This is a genomic window from Pedobacter sp. BMA, from assembly GCF_001027745.1.
Taxonomy (GTDB): Bacteria; Bacteroidota; Bacteroidia; order Sphingobacteriales; family Sphingobacteriaceae; genus Pedobacter.
The window spans coordinates 399,503-420,736 of the sequence record NZ_LECU01000005.1 but is presented as its reverse complement, the minus strand read 5'-3'; the positions used below and the strand labels follow the sequence as shown (position 1 = coordinate 420,736).

17 protein-coding genes are annotated in these 21,234 nt (G+C 41.8%); 10 read left to right on the top strand and 7 right to left on the bottom strand.

Annotated features, from left to right (window positions below):
- The first annotated feature begins 16 nt into the window (after positions 1-16).
- From AB669_RS11355 to AB669_RS21545, 7 genes are all read left to right on the top strand, one after another.
- On the top strand, positions 17-1,096 hold the full coding sequence (locus tag AB669_RS11355) for a cellulase family glycosylhydrolase (protein WP_047799416.1): 1,080 nt from the start codon (positions 17-19) through the stop codon (positions 1,094-1,096).
- A gap of 63 nt (positions 1,097-1,159) precedes the next feature.
- Complete coding sequence (locus AB669_RS11350) at positions 1,160-3,013, top strand: sugar-binding domain-containing protein (protein ID WP_047799569.1); 1,854 nt, start codon at positions 1,160-1,162, stop codon at positions 3,011-3,013.
- 450 nt (positions 3,014-3,463) lie between these two features.
- On the top strand, positions 3,464-4,000 hold the full coding sequence (locus AB669_RS11345; RefSeq protein ID WP_197082395.1) for a hypothetical protein: 537 nt from the start codon (positions 3,464-3,466) through the stop codon (positions 3,998-4,000).
- Complete coding sequence (locus tag AB669_RS11340) at positions 3,979-4,845, top strand: ABC transporter ATP-binding protein (protein WP_047799415.1); 867 nt, start codon at positions 3,979-3,981, stop codon at positions 4,843-4,845. The genes AB669_RS11345 and AB669_RS11340 overlap by 22 nt, the downstream gene beginning before the upstream one ends.
- Positions 4,829-5,659 (top strand): ABC transporter permease, encoded by an 831-nt coding sequence (locus AB669_RS11335; protein ID WP_047799414.1) that lies wholly within the window; start codon positions 4,829-4,831, stop codon positions 5,657-5,659. Before AB669_RS11340 ends, AB669_RS11335 begins: the two co-directional genes overlap by 17 nt.
- Positions 5,656-6,303 carry a hypothetical protein gene (locus AB669_RS11330; protein ID WP_047799413.1) on the top strand — a complete coding sequence of 216 codons (648 nt, stop codon included), beginning with the start codon at positions 5,656-5,658 and terminating at the stop codon, positions 6,301-6,303. Before AB669_RS11335 ends, AB669_RS11330 begins: the two co-directional genes overlap by 4 nt.
- Before the next feature lie 79 nt (positions 6,304-6,382).
- A complete protein-coding gene (locus tag AB669_RS21545) occupies positions 6,383-7,534 on the top strand; it encodes a cell wall metabolism sensor histidine kinase WalK (RefSeq protein WP_053058374.1) in 1,152 nt (383 codons plus the stop codon).
- A gap of 91 nt (positions 7,535-7,625) precedes the next feature.
- Here AB669_RS21545 and AB669_RS11320 read toward each other — a convergent pair whose 3' ends face one another.
- The 7 genes from AB669_RS11320 to AB669_RS11290 form a co-directional block, all read right to left on the bottom strand.
- Positions 7,626-8,630 carry an SDR family oxidoreductase gene (locus AB669_RS11320; protein WP_047799412.1) on the bottom strand — a complete coding sequence of 335 codons (1,005 nt, stop codon included), beginning with the start codon at positions 8,628-8,630 and terminating at the stop codon, positions 7,626-7,628.
- 129 nt (positions 8,631-8,759) lie between these two features.
- Positions 8,760-9,602: an SDR family oxidoreductase gene (locus AB669_RS11315; RefSeq protein WP_047799411.1), complete on the bottom strand. Its 843-nt coding sequence runs from the start codon at positions 9,600-9,602 to the stop codon at positions 8,760-8,762.
- A 207-nt stretch (positions 9,603-9,809) separates the two neighbouring features.
- Positions 9,810-11,414: a hypothetical protein gene (locus AB669_RS11310; protein WP_047799410.1), complete on the bottom strand. Its 1,605-nt coding sequence runs from the start codon at positions 11,412-11,414 to the stop codon at positions 9,810-9,812.
- Positions 11,411-13,273, bottom strand: a complete 1,863-nt coding sequence (locus AB669_RS11305) for a glycosyltransferase family 2 protein (protein ID WP_047799409.1) — start codon at positions 13,271-13,273, stop codon at positions 11,411-11,413. The genes AB669_RS11310 and AB669_RS11305 overlap by 4 nt, the downstream gene beginning before the upstream one ends.
- A 1-nt stretch (position 13,274) precedes the next feature.
- Positions 13,275-14,111 carry a hypothetical protein gene (locus tag AB669_RS11300; RefSeq protein WP_156166731.1) on the bottom strand — a complete coding sequence of 279 codons (837 nt, stop codon included), beginning with the start codon at positions 14,109-14,111 and terminating at the stop codon, positions 13,275-13,277.
- A gap of 7 nt (positions 14,112-14,118) precedes the next feature.
- On the bottom strand, positions 14,119-16,107 hold the full coding sequence (locus tag AB669_RS11295; RefSeq protein WP_047799407.1) for a cellulose biosynthesis cyclic di-GMP-binding regulatory protein BcsB: 1,989 nt from the start codon (positions 16,105-16,107) through the stop codon (positions 14,119-14,121).
- Between the two features lie 15 nt (positions 16,108-16,122).
- The gene (locus AB669_RS11290) at positions 16,123-17,490 is read right to left on the bottom strand and encodes a sensor histidine kinase (RefSeq protein ID WP_047799406.1); all 1,368 of its coding nucleotides are present in this window, start codon (positions 17,488-17,490) and stop codon (positions 16,123-16,125) included.
- 46 nt (positions 17,491-17,536) lie between these two features.
- Here AB669_RS11290 and AB669_RS11285 point away from each other — a divergent pair, with 46 nt between their 5' ends.
- From AB669_RS11285 to AB669_RS11275, 3 genes are all read left to right on the top strand, one after another.
- Positions 17,537-18,622, top strand: coding sequence for a glycoside hydrolase family 5 protein (locus tag AB669_RS11285; RefSeq protein ID WP_047799405.1), 1,086 nt, complete (start codon positions 17,537-17,539; stop codon positions 18,620-18,622).
- A gap of 198 nt (positions 18,623-18,820) precedes the next feature.
- A complete protein-coding gene (locus AB669_RS11280) occupies positions 18,821-19,807 on the top strand; it encodes a 2-hydroxyacid dehydrogenase (protein WP_047799404.1) in 987 nt (328 codons plus the stop codon).
- Positions 19,804-21,057, top strand: a complete 1,254-nt coding sequence (locus AB669_RS11275) for an MFS transporter (RefSeq protein ID WP_047799403.1) — start codon at positions 19,804-19,806, stop codon at positions 21,055-21,057. The genes AB669_RS11280 and AB669_RS11275 overlap by 4 nt, the downstream gene beginning before the upstream one ends.
- Positions 21,058-21,234: the final 177 nt, after the last annotated feature.

The window sequence follows — 21,234 nt, the reverse complement described above, 5'->3', positions numbered from 1 at the left end:
AAAACAGATAAGTGATATGAAATTAAAAAACTACGCGATTATTTTATGCCTTGCACTGGCTTTTAGTACAAGCTTTGCGCAAAACAACAAAAAGGTGGGAGAGCCGGGGAAAGTATGGTCGGTTGAGAGGGCAAATGCCTGGTACGCGCAGCACAGGTGGCTCTCGGGTGCAAATTATATTCCTTCAAATGCCATTAATCAACTGGAGATGTGGCAGGCCGACACCTTTTCTCCCGACTTAATTGACAAGGAGCTGGGCTGGGCAGAAGGTATTGGTTTCAATACGATGCGGGTGTTCCTGTACAGCAAGGCCTGGAGTCAGGATCCTGCCGGGTTTAAAAAGAGAGTAGATCAGTTCCTGACTATTTCTGCAAAGCACGGGATTACTCCGATGTTTGTGTTTTTCGACGATTGCTGGAACAAGACATCAGCCATTGGCAAACAACCGGAACCTAAAACGGGCATTCATAATTCAGGCTGGCTTCAGGATCCCGGAGATCCCGATTTTAAAGACGAAGCTAAATTCGTGGAATATGAAAAATATGTAAAGGATGTATTAAGGTCGTTTAAAAATGACAAACGCATTTTGCTTTGGGACTTATACAATGAGCCGGGTAACAGCGGTAAAAAAGAGGCGACTATTCCGCTACTCACCAAAGTGATTGAGTGGGCGAGAGCTGTCAATCCCGATCAGCCTATTTCCATTGGTTTGTGGGATTGGGGTTTTAACAAGCTAAATGCATTGCAACTATTAAACTCTGATATCATTACTTATCATAACTATGAAGCGCCGGAATGGCATCAAAGAACAATTGATCTGTTAAAGGCGAGTGGACGCCCGTTAATTTGCACTGAATACATGGCCAGATCTAGAAACAGTCGTTTTGCAAACGTAATGCCTTTGCTTAAAAAGGAAAATGTTGGTGCCATTAACTGGGGTTTTGCTGCAGGTAAAACCAATACTAAATATGCATGGGATACGCCACTGGCAGACGGTTCTGATCCGATCGAATGGTTCCATGAGATTTTCCAGACTGATGGTACGCCATACCGGTTAGATGAGGTGAATGTTATTAAGAAGATGAACGGCAAATAATCTATGCCATCCGACCGGATCTGAAGAACAGCCAAAAACTAAAACACACAAATGAAACCATATATGAAAAAAACAGCATTATTTTTACCGCTGATCGGGCTTACGCTGTCCCTTTCGGCGCAGCAGAAAAGTCCGGCGTCCTGGAATCCTGTAGAGGGGAAAATATCTTCTTCCTGGGCCAATGAAGTGAATCCGAAAAGCGTATTGCCTGAATACCCCCGGCCACAATTCGAGCGTACAGGGAACTGGAAAAGCTTAAACGGATTATGGGATTATGCCATTGCAGAGAAGTCGCAGAAGCCTGCTATCAATCAGGGAAAAATACTGGTTCCTTTTGCTGTAGAATCTTCACTTTCGGGTGTGGGTAAAACGGTAGGCAAAGACAGTTTGCTATGGTACAAAACGACCTTTACAGTGCCTTCAAATATGAAGGGTAAAGATGTTCTGCTGCATTTTGGTGCGGTAGACTGGAGAACCACCGTAAGTATCAATGGCCAAGTGGCCGGAAAACATGAAGGTGGATTCGATCCTTTTTATTTCAACATTACCCCTTTTTTGAAAGGCAGTGGCGCACAGACTTTAACCGTTGAAGTTTGGGATCCTACTGACGACGGCCCGCAACCCCGTGGCAAGCAGGTGAAAAAGCCTGAAGGCATCTGGTATACCCCGGTAACCGGGATCTGGCAAACGGTATGGATTGAAGGGGTGAACAAGGCACACCTGGATCATGTGAAAATTACACCTGATATTGATCAGCAAATGGTAGAAGTGATTCCTTTTGTGGAAAACGGAACCGCTGCCGATCAGGTGAAGATTACGGCCTGGGATGGAGCAACCAAAGTTGCCGAACAAACCGGTAATGGTAAGTCGCCTGTTAAGCTGACCATCAGCAATCCGAAATTATGGAGTCCCGCATCGCCATTTTTATACCACCTTAAAATTGAGCTGATCTCCAAAAATAAAAAAGTTGATGAGGTGAAAAGTTATTTTGCCATGCGTAAAATATCAATGGGGAAAGATGCACAGGGAATTGAGCGCATGCTGCTTAACAATGCCTTTGTATTTCAGTATGGGCCTTTAGACCAGGGTTGGTGGCCAGATGGTTTGTACACTGCTCCAACGGATAAAGCTTTAAAGTTCGATATCGACAAAACCAAAGAGATGGGTTTCAATATGATCCGTAAGCACATTAAGGTAGAGCCGGCGCGCTGGTATTACTATTGTGATGTGGAGGGTATGCTGGTATGGCAGGATATGCCGAGTGGTGATTTGGGGAACCGTTGGGAAAACCGTCCGGGGGTACTTGATCACCAGACCGACCAGAAACGAAGTCCTGAATCGGAAGGCTACTATAGAAAAGAGTGGAACGAGATTATGGAAAAGTTACATAATGTTCCGTCGATAGTGGTATGGACGCCGTTTAATGAGGCTTGGGGTCAGTTTAAGACGGTGGAGATTGCTAAATGGACAAAAGAGAAAGACCCTTCCCGTTTGGTAAACACGGCGAGCGGTGGTAACTTTTTTCCGGTTGGCGATATCATCGATTTGCATAATTATCCTCATCCTGCAATGCCGAGTCCGGATTATTTTGGTAAAGACTATGCATTGGTATTGGGTGAATTTGGCGGATTGGGGCTTCCTGTTGATGGGCATGTATGGCAGCAGAAGAATAACTGGGGCTACCAGAGTTTTCAGAATACCACCGATCTTTTTAATAAGTATTCGGAATTTGTAAACCGTTTACAGGATTTCATTAAAGTTGGATTGTCGGCAGGGGTTTACACGCAAACGACTGATGTTGAAGTGGAAACCAATGGGTTTATGACTTACGATAGAAAAGTAATTAAGTTTCCGGAAGCGAAAATGAAAGAAATCCATAGCAAACTTTATCAGGTTCCGGTGGAACTGAAGAAGTAATTTTGGTTTAGTTGTTAGGCCGTTACACTTTGGTGTAGCGGTTTTTTGTTAAAAAAAATGGGCAGCTACATAGTAGCTACCCAAATCTAAATTAACGCTCTCAACTTTTGTTGATGTAAGGCTCTCACCCCTTACTTCCGTAAATATAGTATTATAAAATTCAGGACAGATCATTTTTACATCATTCATCGATAAACGGCTGTTATGTGACGATGAATATCCGGACGTAGGGGTAAATGTAACATGATGACGAGGATTCTGAATTAAATCTTGATAATCGCTATATTGGCCCTTAGTCAACATGATTCATGTATTTTACTTCAATTCCATGAAATATGGTGACCTATTTTCAATTGATTAGTGGTAGAACAACATTATTTTCAGCACCGTATTCAAGCTGCTTTTGAGCATTCAGCTATAGATTTTTCAGCATTACCCAAACAGCCTCATATGTTGCGTTCCTACTGGAATGTCGGGTTTCTATTACACCTTTCCCTTATCGTTTTTGTTTTCGAATCCTGGCTCTACTACACCAGCCTGCGCGATGCATTTAATGAAGGGCAGGTTCTGCTGAGCCTCTTTTGGGCCGGTTCGGTTCTCTTTGCCTTTAGCCACATCTTTCTGGTGGTAATGGATGGCTGGTCGCGGTTTCAGAATTATAAACGTATCAAAGACAATCTTTTCCTTCACGGGTTTAATCCCCGCATGGCCTATCCGTATATGGGGTCGAAATGTCAGCGTTCAGCATTTCTGGTCGCTGCTGCCGAACTGGGGCTTCAGCAACAGGTAAGGTCTTTTTACGAAAGGATGGGCATCAGGTGGTATCATTTTGTGCCCCGGTTTATGGTTCAGGATCCGTTATTTCTTTTCAAGCGGTCTTTTCTTTCCCGGACCTTTTTAGAGAAGTACTATGCCCCAAAGTTTGATTTCCATCAGATGTATCAACATCATCAATATACAAGTACATGCTTAGCGGAAAAAAATTAAGTAAACGATATCCCTCTGCGGTTGCGCTTGAAGAAGTATCAATTGACATTGCTGCGGGACAGATTTGTGGTTTATTAGGTCGAAATGGCGCCGGTAAAACCACGCTTTTCAGAATTCTATGCGGGCTTATTAAACCTGACAGCGGATCTTTGGTTATAGATTCTACACGTAAAAAGCCTGTGGGCGGCATTATTGAGCGGCCAGGCTTGTATCCTTATCTGAATGCACAAGATAATATCCGCATTTTCGCCGGTATTCAGGGCACTTCCACTTCGCCAGCCGCTGTTAATGAAATATTATTAAAGGTAGGTTTACCGGTCGACAGGAAAGATCCGGTGAGGAATTTTTCGCTGGGCATGAAACAGCGGTTGGGTATCGCGATCGCTTTGATCAATAATCCTGAATGTCTGGTATTGGATGAGCCATTTTCGGGACTTGATCCAGTGGGTGTATCTGACTTGATCAGCCTGATTGTTAGACTGGCCAGGGAAGAGCACATTGCTGTTTTACTTTCCTCGCACATGATGGGCGAAATTACGAGGTGCTGCGACACGCTATACATCATTGAGCAGGGAAGGATTGTCAATCACGGTCCCACGCAAGACCTTATTGAAGCACATATTACGAGTTTCAGTATTTCAGCCAGAAACATCGCGTCGTCTCATATCCTTCAAAACTTTACTGTTGAATTCGGTCCAAACGATGCGAAGGTTAATTGCCTGGCGGAAGATGTTCCGGCGCTGCTTCAAAACCTTTTAAATGAAGGCATCCAGGTCACGTCCTGTCTGCCGGTGATTACGCTTGAAGAACTTACCAAAACCAAATCAGATGCGATTACTGCTTAAAGCCGAATGGATCAAGCTCATCAGGCAGAGCAAAACCTATTATGCATTCGGTGCCATTCTCATTATCGAATCCCTCATTTTATTTACCGCGTACTATCAGGGGAGTACCATTCTCGATTTGTTGCTCGATAACCTGAAACAGTCATTTTATTTTGAAGGCAGTTTACTGAACGGGAACCTGCTGATGTACATTGTATTGAATTCGTTATGGTTTAATTTACCGCTGATACTGATGATTGTAACATCGGGGCTGGTTACAGATGAGTATAAAGACGGTACCATACAAACGGTGATGTTACAAGCTGTTGATAAATGGAAATTTATGTCTGCGAAATACATTACTGCCATTGCATTTACTGTTTTTGTGATTTTGTTTATGATGCTGAGCACTTTTGTATTGGCTTATTCCATATTTGGTGATGGCGACCTGGTGGTGTATCTGGGTACCTTGAATTTTTTCACTGCTGCAGATGCATTTCACCGGATTTGCTGGGCATTTGCTTCGGGTGCGGTGTCAATGGTTTTTTATGCCGTAGTGAGTCTCACGCTTGCGGTAATGATTAAAGAGTCATCAAAAACCTGGATTGCTTCAGCTCTTTTTCTAATCATCACTACCTTATTGCTTAAAGTAGACTTTGGTGCCGAGGTCATTAATCAGGTTTTCTTTCCAAAGTTAATCGACAGCTGGCAACAGCTTTTTGCCTACGAGCCGGACTGGTATCAGGTGCTGGTTAACAATTTCATGCTGTTGCTTTACGCCCTTGGGTTCGGTGGTTTGGGCATTTATATATTTCATAAAAACGATATCGGATGATGAGAAAGATTATATTATTGATATTGCTCATTCCTCAGCTGGTGGCTGCACAACAGATCGACGCAGATCTTCTGGCTATTAAAAAAAAGATGGACGCGGTGAAGAAGTTTTCTGCGAATATTGTTCTGGATCTTGATGTTCCGTTTATCAATATGCCGACAAAAAAAGCAAGGGTAGTGTATGCTGTGGGCAAAAGGATGGAATTTACTTCGAAAGATTTTGTGATGCTGCCTAAACGGGGCCTTGATTTTTCGCTGGCTGAGATTTTTAAATATCCCTTTATAACGGTAGACAGGGGAGTGGAGCAAAGAAACGGACAGCGTCTAAAAGTAATCAATGTGATCCCGACTACACCTGCATCGGAAATGGCGCTGGCAACCATTTATATGGACAGCAAGGCTTTGCAGATTGCTGCGCTTGATATCAATACGAAGAAGGAAGGCTCATACAGTCTTTTGATGAAGTATAATACGCCAAAAGATGTGCTTCCAAATTATGTTGAAGCCAGTTTTGCCATAGAAAAACTGAAGATTCCACTTAATTTTATGGGGAAGGGGACGACCATCGATCGCAAGAAAATGAAAAGTATGGAAACAAAAACCGGTAAGATTAAGATGCAGATCAGGGATTATGTTATCAATTAACCCCATATATCATTGTAGCTAATGCGTGCCGTATTGCGCAAATCAGGTGATTATTCCTATATTGTTTGCAAATTAAACCATGAGCGAAACTAAGGATATCATAGAGAAGATTAAAGGGTACGAAAAGCGGGAAACCGAATTAAAGCTCGACAATGCGGAACTGAGGCAACTGATCCGTGCGCTCACACTGGTAGATGAGAAAAGTGCGGTACTCAATTCCATTATTGAATCTTCAGACGATGCCATCATCAGTAAAGATTTAAACAGTATCATTACCAGCTGGAATGCATCTGCTACGCGGATATTCGGGTATTTGCCAGATGAAATGATTGGAGAATCAATTCTTAAACTTATTCCCCTTGAGCGTCATGATGAAGAGCCTAAAATTCTTTCTCAACTACGGCAGGGTTTACGGGTAAATCATTTCGAAACGCAAAGACTCAGAAAAGATGGTACGCTGATTCACGTATCGCTAACCATTTCACCCATAAAAGATAATTACGGCAATGTGGTTGGTTTATCTAAAATAGCACGCGACATTACCGATAAAAAATTAATGCAGCAGAAGAAGGATGAGTTTGTAAGTTTTGTGAGTCACGAACTTAAAACACCGCTCACTTCGCTTAAATCGTATATTCAGGTTGCTGCTAAAAAAACTTCTGATGAGATTTTCCTGTTGAAAGCCTTGGGCAGGGCAGAAGTTCAGGCAAAAAAAATGGAGAACATGATCAGGGACTTTTTAAACCTATCCCGCTTTGAAGAAGGCAAAATCAGCATTGAGAATGCAGTATTCGACGTGGTAAATACCCTTGATGACTGTATAGCTGATGCATTGGTCATCAGTCATAAACATGCGATCAATTATCAGGGACTGGCTTCCTGTAAGGTAAATGCGGATCAGGAAAAAATTGCCATGGTGATCACCAACCTGATCAGTAATGCTCAGAAATATTCTCCAGACGGGGGTGACATCACGGTGAGTTGCGAACGTCACCACCAGATGGTAAACATTAAGGTAGCTGATAAAGGGCTGGGCATTTCTACAGAAAATCAAAAACTTTTGTTCCAGAAATTTCATAGAGTGGAAACCGAAAAAACCAAACTTATTCCCGGATTCGGAATTGGGCTTTACCTGGTATCTACCGTTTTAACGCTTCATGGTTCTCAGATTGTGCTTAAGAGCGAACTGGGAAGCGGATCGGAATTTTCGTTTGAACTGCCTGCCGGTTAAACGTCGTCGAAGTAATCGTAATGTTCGTTTTGTAATATTGATCAGCCCAACACCGCATGATGCGGTACTGGACTGATGAGTTTGAGGAAGACTATGGCTGGCCGTTTCCACCAGCTGCCCCATAAATCTGGCCTGTTGAAAAGCTAGCATCATTGGAAGCGAGTTGTACATATATAGATGCCAGTTCAGCAGGTTGTCCGGGGCGGCCTAAAGGGGTGTCTTTACCAAATGCTTTAAGTTTTTCAGGTGTCGAGCCACCGCCCATTTGGAGTGGTGTCCATATCGGACCGGGTGCCACCCCATTTACGCGTATGCCTTTCGGACCTAATTGCTTGGCCAGTGACTTCACGAAATTTGTGGTCGCAGCTTTTGTTTGTGCATAATCATAAAGATCCGGGGAGGGATCGGTAGCCTGGACTGAAGTGGTACCGATGATCGATGAGCCCGGTTTCAGATAAGGTAATGCGGCCTTAATGATCCAGAACGGGGCGTAAATGTTGGTTTTTATTGTCCAGTCAAACTGATCGCTGGTAATGTCGAGAATGGAAGGGTTAGATTGTTGTCGTGCTGCATTGCTGACTAAGATATCCAATCCACCAAGTTGTTTGGCTGCTTCATCCACGAGTTTTTTACAAAAGCTTTCGTCGCGGATATCGCCTGGGATTGCGATTGCTTTTCTTCCGGCTTTTTTTATAAGTTCAATCACTTCCTTTGCATCGGGCTCTTCCTGAGGAAGGTAATTGATGGCTACATCTGCGCCTTCACGAGCGTAGGCAATTGCTGCTGCTCTGCCCATCCCTGAGTCTCCACCAGTGATTAAAGCTTTTCTGCCTGATAAGCGACCTGAGCCCTTGTAAGTTGTTTCTCCATGATCTGGCCGGGGGTCCATTTTGCTTGCCAGGGCCGGCCAGGGCTGATTTTGATGGATAAAAGGTGGTCTCGGATATTTTGTAGTCGGATCCTGTAAATCTGCATCGCCCAAATGAAAACCACCTGGCTCTCCGGCATTTGCTAATATAGGTGAGGCAGCTACTGCCGCCATTGCCAGGCTTAGGCCGCCCAGCGCTTTTCTTCTGGTAATTTTGTTGTCATCCATTGGGTTGATTCTTTATCTGTTTTATTAAAGAACCCTCCGCTTTTTTTTTGGTTTGATATTTTTCAAAAAAGCTAAAACCTGCTTGTTTTTTTTGGTGGCTGACTAAAATTATAATGTAAAAATGTGCCGCTAGCCATTCACCACTTCCCCGCCATTAACATGGATCACCTGTCCGGTAATAAAAGAAGCATCTTCGCTGGCCAGAAAAACATAAGCGGGGGCAACTTCTGAGGGTTGTCCGGCACGTTCCATGGCAGTTTCAGAACCAAAAGACTTAATTTTTTCTTCGTCAAAGGTAGAAACAATCAGTGGTGTCCAAACCGGGCCTGGCGCCACCGCATTTACACGTATCCCCGTTTTAGCCAGGTTCGTTGCCAGCGACCGCGTGAAGGAGGTAATTGCGCCTTTCGTTGAAGAATAATCAATCAGGTTTGGTGAAGAGCGATAGGCAGTCACTGAAGTGGTATTGATGATGCAATCGCCCGGCCCGAGGTGCGGCAATACTTCATCAGCAAAATAGAAGTAGCCAAAAATGTTCGTCCTGAAAGTATCCTCAAGCTGTTTATGATCTATTTTTTTCGGATCTTTCTGCGGTACCTGCATACCGGCGTTGTTCACCAGAATATTTAATTTGCCGAAATGCTGAACAACCTTTTCAACTGCTTTACTGCAAAAGGCAGGTTTTTTAACATCTCCTTTAATTAAAAGACAGGATCTGTCTTCAGCCTCAACCATTGTTTGCGTTTCTTTCGCATCGCCATCTTCGCTGAGATAAACGATGGCAACATGGGCACCTTCCCGTGCAAAATGTACGGCAACTGCGCGTCCTATCCCACTGTCGCCCCCCGTAATCAGCGCCACCTTTCCGGCAAGTTTACCACTTCCCTGATAGGTTTTTTTAATTACTTCAGGTCTTGGATCCATTCTGGATTCGATGCCAGGCTGTCTATGTTGTTTTTCAGGTGTTTTCATAATGGATTATTTATTAACATTTTCCATTGTGAATGGTTTTCGGATAAGGAAGAAAGAGATGGTTGTTGACTAAATTTCAACCGGCAAACAAGATGTAAGTATCGAATGGGTCAGGTGCGGTTCAGAGACGAATTTGAAGTTGGGTTGGCCTTTAAGTATGAGTTTGGCCGGTTTTCAGAGGGGATTGCAAATGGAGAAATGGAATGATCATGGCTGTGAATGATGTCGATCAGACGGGGTTCTACCATTCAGACTATATAAAACCCAGTTTTTATTGGAAAAGGCTTTTTTCAAGTCAAGGCCGTTCCTCGTCAGCCTTTCCAGTACACCGCTGTTTAAAAGGCTAAAATATCTACCTGGATTTGCGTCGCTGGGTATGAGAATATATTCAACATGTTTTTTTGGAACTTCAAGTGCGGCCAGAAAGGTTTTTTGGGACGGTACCAGAAATTGTTTGGCAGAACGCGACAGCGCAATGATGCGATATGAGGTAGCATCATCAGTCAGTATTTTGTCCATCTCCGGAATCTGAGCAATTTTCTCAGCAAACAACTTATCTTCATCTGCAACTATTGCGTTTGGTTGAGAAACCATTTTCGCAAATTGAGCAACATAATTCCGCTCTTCAGGAATATTGGAATTTTTCATCATCAGATATCCACTTATCAATTGAAGGAAAGTTACTGCCAGATAGAACTGACCGGTAAAACGTAAGTTTTCTAAATGCCTGGCATTTAAAATAATTCCCCAGCACATGCAGATGAAGGCGGCATAAAATCCAACCTGTAGAAAAACGTCGGGATATTTGATTTTAAGGAATTCCATAAAAAGGAACATTGCAAATACGATAAAGGTATTACGCATATTACTTTTAAAAATAGACAGGCAAAGTAAAATCATTGGCGCATACAGCAAAATTCGTACTGTGGTCAAAAAGCTCATCTCAGGAAAGAAAAAAGTATGCTCAACAGGATTAAAGCTGTTAAAGTTTTCTGTTTGGTTAACTATAGCCAGGTAATTGGCATAAGGGCTGTCTAAAAAATAGTTAGGGTCGCCAGTATAAACCTGGTTTAAAAGCCTGAAAACAAAAACACCTGTTAATGGTAATGCAAATACAATCAAATAAACTGCAATGGTCTTATTGGTGAGCTTTCTTCTGATAGAGAGGCTATTAAATGCAAAGGCAATACGTTCAAGTGGGTCTGTTTTGGCAATCTGCATGGACTGCAGCGCCGCAATAAAAATAACCGGCAGTATAAAGAGGGCTAGCCATATAAACTTAAAATTTGAGAAAACCAGCATGGTAAAATATATACTGGCCACCGATATGTGATAAGAGGTATTATATTTAAAATATTTGTAAAAGGCAGAAATAAAAAGATAAAAGAAAATCAGGGTCATGTAATCACTTTTACCTGATACGGCGATGAATAAGAAAGCCGGGTGAAACAAAAAGGTCATTATTATTCCTGCAAAAAGCCAGTGCCTGTGCTGGTGCGTTTCAATTGAATTAGCAATAACAAAAAACAAGACCGAAGTGCCCGCTGCTGAAGTGATGTAGGGTGCGAAAGCAATATCAAAAATGGAAAATAACCAGGTGGAAAGAAAAGAAAGCTGGGGGAATGTTAATCCAACCAATGTAATTTTATCTACATTACCACCCCTGAATAAAATAGATTTTTCTGCGAAAAATAAGCCTTCATTGCTGTAGATACCCTTATAAAATAATAAATAAGCCAGGGTAAGATAATAGCCGAAAAGCAGGAAAGAGATAGGGTATAAACGGTATTTAGATTGGATTAAAGTTTTCATTGTTCGGTTTTTTTTCCCTGCTGGGCACTTACTTTACTTAGGCCATGATTTGTTTTTTCCCAATAAAATGGTTTTGTAACTAGTTGCCATAGACCTTTATATGCTGAAATGGAATGCATAAGCCAATAGACAGGGTTAACAATGGCAAATAGAATCAGCTCGTAAAAGCGTCGCTTAAAAACTGCAATCATATTTACATAAATCATCAATATGTTACCAACAACCAGGTTAAAAGTGGAGATATAAAGCACCCAGTCTGGAAAGATGGTTTTGATGTTTTTCAGGTCTAAAATAATGTAGCATAAAAAAAGGACAAGCAGTATCGGATAGACAAGAAATGTGAGTGGGGTAGCGCCAATAAAAAAATTAAATCCCCAAAAACCTTTCCATCCAATTTTCCTGATCAGCTCTGCAGGATTGCGCATATGTACCAGATAGGTTTGCATATAACCCTTAATCCAACGAGACCTTTGTCTGATCCAGTTGAAAGGTTCATTATTGGCTTCCTCGTAGGTGGTGGAATTTACGAGCGCTACCTTGTAACCCTTAGCGAAGGCACGAATGCCAAGATCAGCGTCTTCTGTTACATTAAAAGGGTCCCAGCCCCCAAGCTCTATTAGCTTCTCCATTTTAAAATGATTGCTTGTACCGCCAAGTGGAATGGGAATGTCCAAAGTGCCCAAACCTGGCAGCATGTAATCAAACCAGTAAGAATATTCCAGTGTAAACATTTTGGTCAGGAAATTTTCGTTCCTGTTAAAATAATTTAAGGCACATTGGATACATATAAAATTCGAGGGTAGTTTGTTAAATAACAGTACAACCTTTTTCAGCTGGTCCTGGTCTGGTACGTCTTCTGCATCATATATGGTGAGATATTCGCCCCTGGAGAAATGTAAGCCATAGTTACAGGCCTTAGGCTTGGTTTTGGGCATGTGAAAAGGTACCACTACTACTTCGAATATGGCCGGGAAATCAAGATCCCTCACCGCATTGAGAGTCTTGTCGTCATCTTCCTCAATTAACAATTTAATGTCCAGTTTTTCTCTGGGATAGTCAAGAGATTGCAGATTCCAGATCAGTTTTCGAATCAGCTTATCTTCTTTGTAAACCGGTAACTGAATAGTGAAAACAGGCAATTCCTTAGTGTTCATTTGTTTTAGTTCTTTCTTGCTTACCGCCTGAAATAGTTCAAGTTTGGATCCGGTTAGGGCAAGGTAAAGTTTAAAAACAATGGCCACCAGGAAGAAGGTGCTCATTAAGATGTTGATGATGATGGTGGTATTGATAAAATTGAGAAATAAGGCAATTGCCACCAGCGCGCATACGCTGAACAGAACGATCAGCTGGTTGGGGGTAAAGGTAACCAACGCAGAACTATCTGGATCGCGGTTGAGCAAATCAAACACTGCAGACTTTACATATTCTCCGCCTAGTAATTTATGCGCTAACCATAGCATATCCAGATCTGAGCAGACGATTACTTCCGTTTCCATACCCCAGTTTTGCGATACCGATCCGATATCAGATAATGCATAAGGATTGGCGACAGCAACGACGAGTCTGTTATCTTCAATCCTCAGTGGTAAAATTAGATTCCGGTCTACTTCTTTGAGATCGTTTTTGATCATGACCAGTTGATCAACAGTTTCCTGTCTTATATTATGAAAGAAATAGCCATAACCTTCAAGAAATTGCTTATAGCGCTTACGGCTGATATAGCCAAAATTAAGCGCAATCTTGATGAGGGATAGACCGCTGGATTGCTCGAAATCATTCATACGCTTCAGTTGCCGATGGTTAATCAATCCCTGATCGAGCAATAATTTTCCCAATTGATCTGTGGCTATGTCTGGCATGCTAAAAGCGGATAATTCCGGTTAACATTCCGCCTTCGCCTATTCCCGAGTTTCGGTTGAATACATCATGGAAAACCCCTGCGAAAATCCAGTTATCCCCTGTAATCCGCTGGCCAATACCCAAAGTTGCCTTTATATAAGTGAAGGCCGTATTTGAAGCTAAATTCTGAGGGTCAAATAAATTTGACCGGTAGGAGCTAACGCCACTGAATTCGCCTGTAAGCTGATTGTTTTTTCCGATTTTTAGTCCCGAAGTGGCCAGGTAGGTAAATTGACCAACATTGCCTACCTTATCTCCCAGGTATTGACGGTATCCGGCTTCTACGTTGAAATAAGTGCGTTCCGAAGCATTTCCACTAAACATGAGCTTTAATTCTGTTCCGAACTGGCCATACCCTGCTACCGGATTTTTATTCGTTCCATATAGCGGAACACTGGCAAGGGCCTGCCCTGACAGATAATACTGATCTTTATTGAACTTCACGAAATTGTACTTTAGGCCAACCTCAAGGTCGGTTAATGTAGTATTGGTATTGCTTTGATAATCATTCGCAAATCTGGCAGAACTTAATGGTATTTTGGCGACAAGATCCAGCCGGTCTGTTATGCCATGCTCAAGGTATAGTTGTGCCGTAAGTGAGGTGTATTTTCCATTGTTGCCATAATCAAATTTGTTTCCATCTGCATCCCGGTAAGCTACCGCCTTAAAGTAACTTAGATAAGGGGAAAGAAGTGTTTTTCTTTTTCCAGTCGGGAAGCCGCTACCGAAGCATTCCTGTGTAAAACAGGCGCATACCAAAAGTATAAATATTGATGTTTTAGGTTTAAGTTTCATCATTTAAGGATTAAGCGGTTACAATTTTTTGAGATTGTTTAACTTTTTTACGAACATACAGGTAGCTCAGGAAGATCAGGAACAAAGTGCCTGCCAGCAGGAGGAGTTTATATTTTCCCCAAAATAAGCTGAACGCCGTGTTTCCATTATCGGCATACCGTACATTATTGCTGTTTTGCGCCAGGTTAAAAATGAGGTGATCATTTTTATTGCTAATGAGCGTATTTCCTGAAAATTGGTTCAGTTGCTCGTTCATATTGCTGACTGTTTGTTGTAATGCTGCAGACGAAAAGCCTTCATCAGGAATGGTAATGGATAGCACCGCGGGGAACTGTTCATCTTCAAAAATTTGTGCTATAGCAGAACGATCTGGTGCCGACAGCTGGTAAATTACCTCATTGCTGGCATTATCATATATGGCAAAAGACTGGTTATATTTAAGCGGCATTTGCTTGAACTTCCCTAACAAGGCATCTTTTCTTCCGGAAATAAGAATAATGTTTTTTCCTGCGTACTGTTCCGCATGGTCTGCAAAGTCAACCACCGGACGGTATCTGATTTCATTGCTGTAATGATCGTTAATTTCACTAACCAGTTTGGCTATTGCCTGTACTGATGACGACAAGGCATTCTTAGATACAAGTATTGCAGCCTCTTGCTGGAAAGCATCAGGATAACTAAAAAAAGTAAGGTTTTTCTCACTAAGTTTTGATTGAACAGTGAGATAAGAGTTTTTGGCGTCGACCTGTCCGATAAAGTTGCGAAAGTTTCCTGCGCAAATTCCATCAGCAGCATGAAATACAAATTCCGTTCTTAAAGTGTTGAACTTCTTCAATTGATAACGGTTAACACTTGTGCTCACCCTCAACGATCCAGACTCATTCAATTGCGCGCTGGAGATGAGTGCATTATTCAGGTAAATGTTGAAATAACCTCTGTCTTGTTTCTCCAGGCCGGTATATTTGATGCTGAATTCCGCATTGATATCGGCCGGCAGGTCGGCAAAGGCCGAAGTTTTGAAGGCGAAATTGTGATATAAACTCCCGCTTCCGGTCATCAGGATATTATTGTCTTCCAGATCAGAAAGGTAAAGCCGGTTTGTTTTTGTATAGGGTTTATATGCCGATTTGTTAATCAGAAGATGATCCTGGAAGCAAGCCTCAAAAATTCCTTTAGTCAATACCGCATCCAGGGATTTTGATAAGCCCGGAATGTCTTTGGCTGTTAGAAACAACACCTGATCAACCTGATCGAGACCATTATTTTTATAAAGGTAAACCAAGCCCTGACCAGCTTTTGGACCTATCTTGATTTTTGATCTGAAAGCAGGTTTTATTTTGTGTAACAAGCCAATGTAAATAAAATCCTTTAGCTGTGCCGGCATTTCATCCTGTGAATACAATCTGATGTCATTTATACCTGCTTTTCGCAGTCTGGCATAGGTTAGGGCCACGGTTTGCAGCTCCCCCGAAGATATATTATTCGGGTACACGATCGCTTTCTTCGTAAACAGGGTGTTAGAAAGATTAATTGCTGCCAGACCGTAATTTTTGTTTAAGGCCCAGTTAATTGCAGTAGACGGTAAAACCTTAAGCCAAAGCGACGGATTGTTTTCATCCTGACAAGGATCATCGCCAACGAATAACTGCGCACGGATAGTTAATTTTAGGAAAACATCCTTCTGTCCGGAGTTTAACTGCATGGGAATTGATATCCTGTTTACCGAGTCTTTACTGATGGCGCCACTAAAGGTGGGCTCGTCGTTTATGGAAACATGTATGTAACTTTTATTGAAATTCAGCGTAGCCGGGATTTCATACTGCAGTGATAGCATACTGCCATTTATCTGCTGATTGGGCAATAAGCGGATGTAATAGCTGTAGGAGCCGCTGGTACCTTTTAGAATTTGGGTAGGAATACCGTAAGAACTAAAACTGCGCTGCGCAAAAAGGTGGAGACCAATTAATGCAAAAAAGACCAGAAGGTAAAGTTTTTTCATATTGGATTTGTGTTATTAGTATTCATCTGGTGATTGGGTATTAAATCTGATTTCATAGGCTGAATAGTTTGTGCTGCTATGGTAGTGCAGATTTGCATTCATTTTATTTGCCAGCAACCTCGCGATATAAAACCCCGGGCCAAGGCCTTTCTGAAGGCTTTGTGGTGTTGGATGTGCAGGCATCCAGTTTTCTGAACGGAAAGGATTCAGGTTTACGTTGGCGTTAATGCAAGCAATTACAAGCACATATTCTTTTTCGATAGTTCTGACGCTGGTTAAAAATGTGCAGCCGGGAGATGAAAATTTTAAACTGTTTGCAAACAAATTAAAAAGAAGCTGATCGAAATAAAGCTGATCAAGCTGTTGCCTGTATTTCGGTTGTTTGGCAACTTGCTGAAAGGAGACCTGATGGCTTGCGAACTGTACGGTCATGCAAGCGGCAACCTCTTTAACAGACTGCAATACATCAACCGCTGAATATTGCAACAGAATATCGCTTGCAGGTGCATCATCTTCCTCGGGTAACAGCTGTACGAGTTGCTCCAAACTGGCCACACTGTGCTGTATATCGGCAATCGCATTCAGATTAGTGTCTGTTTGGCGCATCTCTTTAGAGGTTCGGTTAATTTCATCGATAAATACATGAATATCCTGTTTTACCAACGAAAGAAAAGTATCTTGCTGCATCACCAGTTCTGTTAGTCTGGAGTTAGACTCTTCGATTTCAATATTTTTTTTAGACAGCTCTTGATGGAGCACATGGAGCTGAGCAGTTGAATATTTCACTTTCAGGTCATTCAGTGTATTTCTTTTGATGATGCTATGCCGGGCTACAGGTATAAAGCAGGAAAAGAACCCTGTCATAATAAACAATCCGGCCCCTTGAGTAATAAATAATGCCAGACTTCCATTGTTAATTGTGTGAAAACAAAGCACAATCATGAACAACGTGGAGAAAAAATGACCAAAAGAATTAGATGGATGCCAGAATACTGCAAGGTTAAACAGCATAAACAAACTTGCATAAACCAGAAAAAATATTGGTGCAACTTCAAACGACACCAGATTACAGAGTACTGCGGCATTACACGAAATGGTGAAAAAAGTAACATGCAGCGGGATCAGGGGCGATACCCGTTTTGCCGAACAGATATCATATACTGCATAAATGACTAAAACCGTTATCACCTTGATAAGAAGGAGGGTTTGATATATTTCGTACGCATAAATGTAATCCAATATACCTAACAGCGGATAAAAGAAAATGACCGTCCAAATAATGATATTGGAGTAGTACAGGTATTTTTTTACCAGCTGCTTGTGCAGTGCATTATCATTTACTTGGATAGCATGGATTATGCTATCTTTGGAATGCAGGATCATAAACGACTAAGGATGAAGACTGCCTAAAAGTAACAAAATTTATACTATGAAACGTATACTTATAGTGATTTTACTTGTATTATATGTTCAATTTAATGTTTTTGCGCAGAAAGACCGGTCGTTTGATAGAAACAGGCAATTATCCAGAGGGATTAATATATCCTGGCTTGAAAATTACTGGAATCCTAAAGTTTTACAATCAAAACCAATCAATTACAAAGATTTTGAGCTTATCCGAAAACTCGGCTTTAAAACCATAAGGTTACCCGTAGATTTTGAAAAGTTTTATGTGAATGGATCTGAGGCTGAGCGGGCCGCTTTGATGACCAATATTGAAGATGTGATTTCGAATTGCAGGCAGTTTCGACTTCATTTGATTTTGGTGAATCATTATGGTACTTTGAAAAAAGAAACTTATCTGCGTGACAGCGGCAGGCTTATACAGCTATGGGGAGTCATTGAAAAGAAGTTTAGAAAAATCAGTACCGAAAACCTTTACTTTGAGATTCTTAACGAACCGACCATTAGTGACACCTTATGGTTGCCGCTGGCAGGGAAAGTAATTGCTGCCATCCGGAAATATTCTCCTGACCGAACGATTATTATAGGTGCATCTAATTACAACAGTATTTACGAGCTAAGCAGAATTAAACCATTATCTGCCAAAAACGTTATTTATACTTTCCATTTTTATGAACCTTTTATTTTTACTCATCAGGGTGCAGAGTGGGTGGGTAAGCAGGTGAGTACCAAAGGAATTCCCTTTCCATATACGGCCGGCACGATGCCTCCGATTAATCCTCTTGCTCTGGGTACAGCAGGCGAGAAAAATTATAATAATTATAAAAATGAGGGGAAGCAAGGGGCAATCAGCGACAAACTTCAGATTGTGGCCAGCTGGGCATTGAAAAACCATGTGCCTGTGCTTTGCGGAGAATATGGAGCATACCGCAGGTATGTTCCTGATCATGAACTTGCAAAATACCTGTTAGCTGTGAGAAGCGAACTGGATGCACGCAAAATCCCAGGTATCATTTGGGACTACAATCAAAATTTCTCAATATTTAATCAGTCTGCAGATATTAATAACCTTTCTTCGCAAATGAAAAAGGCCATTGGGTACATGCCTTGACAAAAAGCTGTCCATTAGTTTTTTTAAAGTTGCTTTATAAAATCTATGATCTTGTATTGGTTATATAAAAAAAGATCAATACACTAATGTTTATTTTATAACCTATCTTATATCCGGGACGTGCATATCCCATGCAGAAGGTCATTAAAAAAAAGCATCACGTTTATTATGACTACCTTACAGCAAAACCATATCCATATGAAAATTGCTGTTTTTAGTACCTGCGATTACGATCAGGAATTTCTTGAAAAATACAATACCTCGCACCAGCTTGTCTTTTTTGAACAGGCATTGAATCCTGACAGTGCTGGCCTTGCACAGGGTTTCGATGCAGTTTGTCTTTTTGTTAACGACAAGGGGGATGCCAAGGTCCTTTCAGCGCTTGCCGGGTATGGAATTAAGCTTATTCTTCTCCGCTGTGCTGGATTTAACAACATTGACCTTGATTTCGCGGAAGAAATGTGTATCAAAATTCTTCGTGTCCCGGCCTATTCACCCGAGGCTGTAGCTGAGCATACCATGGCAATGATGTTGACACTCAACCGTAAAACTCATAAGGCATATAACAGAATCAGGGAAGGAAATTTCTCTCTGACATCTTTAATGGGCTTCAATATGCATGGTTCGAAGGTTGCCCTGATCGGAACAGGTAACATCGGAAAGGCTTTGTATAAAATTCTAAAAGGATTTGGTTGCAGGATTACTGCCTATGATCCTTATCCCGATGCTGAGCTTGTAGCCGACGGACTGGAATATATGGGATTGCATGAAGCATTAAGCAACGCTGAAATAGTATCGTTACACTGTCCCTTAACAGATGAGTCCTTCCATATGATTAACGAACAATCTTTAAAATACTTTAAAAAAGGATCGATGCTGATTAATACGAGCAGGGGGGCACTTATTGATACACCGGCAGTTGTTGGATCACTAAAGTCTGGTCAGTTGGGTTATCTCGGCCTTGATGTTTATGAACAGGAGGCCGCACTTTTCTTTCAGGACTTGTCAGGAACGGTTATACAAGACGACCTGATTGCCCGATTGATCTCATTCCCCAATGTACTCATTACCTCACATCAGGGCTTTTTTACCCGTGAAGCCATGCAACAAATTGCGGAAACGACTTTTTTAAATGCAGATGCTTTCCTTGCTGGAAAGAATTTGGTTAATGAGATCAAGCCATGATTTCTCAGCCGCAATTGTCCGGAAGTGATAAATTAATACGCGGGTTCATTATTTCATGGATATTGGGCTGTATATTCTATTTACTGCAATATGCTATACGCTCCTCTCCTGCGGTAATGATCAATGAGCTATCGGATGCTTTCACCATGTCGCCCTTCGAAGTGAGCGCTATATTAGGATCCTACTATTATACCTATGCACTTTTGAGCCTGTTAGCTGGAGTGGCATATGATCGTTACGGGGCAAAATACCCGATAGCCATCGGGGCGGGGATTCTATGTGCCGGCTGTCTGATATTTTCAGGTTCAGGGGTTATTGAAGGTTATTCCGGACGTATGCTACAGGGTGCGGGCAGTGCATTTTCATTTACCGGATGCGTTTATCTTGCTTCACACGGATTTCGTGCAAAATATATTGCCACCGCTATTGGCGTTACCCAGTGTATGGGAATGTTAGGTGGGTCGTCCGGGCAGTTCCTTGTCGGTCCTATGATTGAGGCTGGATTTCCGGTCCATTTGTTCTGGGTGATTATTGGATCAGCCTGTGGCGTTATTTGTTTAATGCTGCTTTTAACTACACCCAAAGAGCCGAAGACTTCAAATGGCCTAACTGCTACATATATTATAGGTTCATATAAAATTGTGTTTACCAACCCGCAAACTTATCTGAGTTGGCTTATTTCCGGATTGCTTTTTGTTCCTACTACGGTTTTTGCCATGACCTGGGCAATATCATTTCTTGTACATGACAGAGGAGTTGACAGGCATGCGGCTGTCCTCATAAGCGCAATGGTTCCGCTGGGCTGGGTAATCGGCTGTCCATTAATGGGCTATATTTCCGATCGGATCGGCAGGCGAAAACCTGTATTAATTGCAGGATGTGTAATGATGATACTTTGCTTTGGACAATTGATTTTTTACCCTTTACTTATTCCAGCATTTCTTTCCATGTTGATATTTGGTATAGCCTCAGGTGTAGCGATGATTCCATATACCATAATCAAAGAGGCTAACCCCGATAAGGTTAAGGGCAGCGCAACAGGAGGAATCAACTTTATCACATTCGGCGTTACTTCATTTTTGGGACCTGTATTTTCTTTTTATTTTGGAAAAACGCTTAATTCTGCAACCGATGCGGAACAGCATTTCCGGTCAGCAGGCTTCTTTATTTTGGCTATTATTTCGCTTGCGTTAATATTAAGCTTTGTTATCCGGGAAACCGGCAAGGGGAGGGATCAAAAGTCCGTTTAAAACAGCCATCCATATTTACGTAGCCAACGATTATTCTCTGCTCTTCAACGATTCGTTTCCTTATTTCGCAGAATGCCTATTCGCCTTTAAGGGGTGCAGTGGTACATTTATGTCGATAAATAAGAAAAACACTAAACTTTCAGACATGAACAATTATTATCTTAGCTAACTCATTTA